At 68.5% G+C, this 2,290-nt stretch carries 2 protein-coding genes; both read left to right on the top strand.

The window, feature by feature from the left end; genetic code table 11:
• Positions 1-804, top strand: an 804-nt coding sequence (gene dapA / locus VNT50_RS13525) for a 4-hydroxy-tetrahydrodipicolinate synthase (protein WP_325485633.1), incomplete at its 5' end; no start/stop codon positions are given.
• Positions 801-2,290: ribonuclease J (locus VNT50_RS13520; RefSeq protein ID WP_325485632.1), on the top strand; the 1,490-nt coding region annotated here is incomplete at its 3' end. The genes dapA and VNT50_RS13520, both read left to right, overlap by 4 nt.

Genomic DNA, 2,290 nt, shown 5'->3' with positions numbered 1-2,290 from the left:
GAGGGCGCATTGAACGAGGTCGCCGCCGTGGAGCTCATGCACCACCTGCTCGAGAACGGCTCGGACGGCCTCGTCCTCGCCGGCAGCACCGGCGAGTCGCCCACACTGACCGACGAGGAGAAGTGCCGGCTGTGGGAGCTTGCCGTGGCCGAGTGCCCGGACGGCACGACGATCGTGGCCGGAACGGGCACGTACGACACGCGTCACTCCGTGGAGCTGACCGCGCGGGCTTCGGAGATCGGGGTGACTGCGATGCTGGTCGTGGCCCCCTACTACAACAAGCCCAACCGCCTGGGCATCAAGGCCCACTTCGAGAGCGTCGCGGGGTCCACCGACCGCCCGATCGTCGTCTACAACATCCCGTCGCGGACGGTGATCGACATACCCAACGACCTGCTCGGCGAGCTGGCCGAGATCGACAACGTGGTGGCCGTGAAGCAGGCGCGCTACGACGATATGCGCCCTATCGACGGGCTCGACCTGCTGGCCGGCAATGACGAGGTGCTCGCCAAGGTGATGGATCTTGGCGGCACGGGCGGCATCCTCGTGGCCTCGCACCTCGTCGGCCGCCAGATGCGCCGCATCATCGACGAGCCCGACAGCCGGCGGGAGATCGAGGACGGCCTGAGCGATCTCTACCAAGCGCTCACGGTCACCACCAACCCGATTCCCGTCAAGGCGGCGCTCAACATGACCGGCCATGACGTAGGTGGCCTGCGGCTGCCGCTGGTCGAGGCCACCGAGGACGAGAAGGCGGTCATCCGGGCGGCCCTGGAGCGCCACGAGCTTCTAGCCGCGGTTTGAGCTCGCGGGGCACCCTGAGGGTCCTCCCGCTCGGCGGGCTGGGCGAGATCGGCAAGAATATGACCGTCGTCGAGTACGACGGCCGCATCGTCGTCGTCGACACGGGGCTCATGTTCCCCGCGCCGGACCAGCTCGGCATCGACCTCGTCCTGCCTGACTTCACCTACCTGCGCCGGCGCGCCGCCGACATCGAGGCGATCGTGCTGACCCACGGGCACGAGGACCACGTGGGCGCCCTGCCTTTCGTATTGCGCCAGCTCGGGCGCAACCCGCCGATTTACGGGGGCCCGCTCACGGCGGCGATGGTGCGCTCGAAGCTCGACGAGCACCGCCTTCGGGAGGTGGGCGTCCAGGACGTGCTCGCCGCTCAGCGCTTCGACGCCGGTCCCTTCTCGGTCGAGATGGTCAAGATGGCGCACTCGATCCCCGACTCCTTCGCCGTGGCGCTCACCTGCGACCTCGGCACCACGCTCATCACCGGCGACTACAAGTTCGACCAGACCCCCGTCGACGGTGTGCCGGCCGACGTGGCGCGACTGGCCGAGCTGGGCCGGGAGGGCCTGCTGTTGCTGTGCGGGGACTCGACCAACTCCGACCGGCCGGGCATGTCGCCGTCGGAGTCGAGCGTCGGGCCGCGGCTCGCGGAGGTCTTTGCACGCTGCGACGGGCGCATCATCGTGACCTGCTTCGCGTCGAACATCCATCGCGTGCAGCAGGTGGTCGACGCGGCCTCGCTCGTGGGACGCAAGGTCTCGCTGGTGGGCCGCTCCATGCGCAAGAACGTGAACATCGGACGGATGCTGGGGCACATCGACGTGCCCGAGGGCATGCTCGTGGGACCCAAGGAGATCGAGGACTTCCCCGATCACAAGCTGGTCGTCATCTCGACCGGCAGCCAGGGCGAGCCGCTTTCGGCTTTGCGCCGGATGGCGCACGGCGACCACCCAAACGTCGAGCTTCACGACGGCGACACGGTCATCTTCTCGGCAACCGCCATACCGGGCAACGAGCGCGCCGTGAACGAGACCATCGACCGCATCTATCGCCTCGGAGCCAACGTGATCACCGCGGCCGACGTTCCCGTCCACGCCTCGGGCCACGGCTACGCCGAGGAGCTCAAGCTGATGCTCAACCTGACGCGGCCGCGCTACGTCTTGCCCGTTCACGGCGACCACAAGCGGCTGCGCCTGCACGCCGACCTCGCCGAATCGGTCGGCATCAAGCCGGAGTGCATCTTCATCGGCCGTAACGGACTCGCGCTCGAGATCGACGAAGCGGGCGCCCGCTTCGGCGACGACGTCCACGCCAGCATGATCTTCGTGGACGGCGTCTCGGTCGGCGAGCCCGACGAGTTCGCGCTCCGCGACCGCCGCAAGCTCTCCGACGACGGGGTGTTCATCGTGGTGGCGACGATCTCCTCGGACGACGGCTCCCAGGTCGCCGACCCCGAGGTGATCTTCCGCGGTGTGCCCTTCGCCGAGGAGGC

Source organism: Microbacterium sp. (genome assembly GCF_035554235.1).
Taxonomy (GTDB): Bacteria; Actinomycetota; Actinomycetes; order Actinomycetales; family Microbacteriaceae; genus Microbacterium.
Note: the sequence above shows the minus strand (reverse complement) of the source record. Positions and strands in the feature narration are given on the sequence as shown.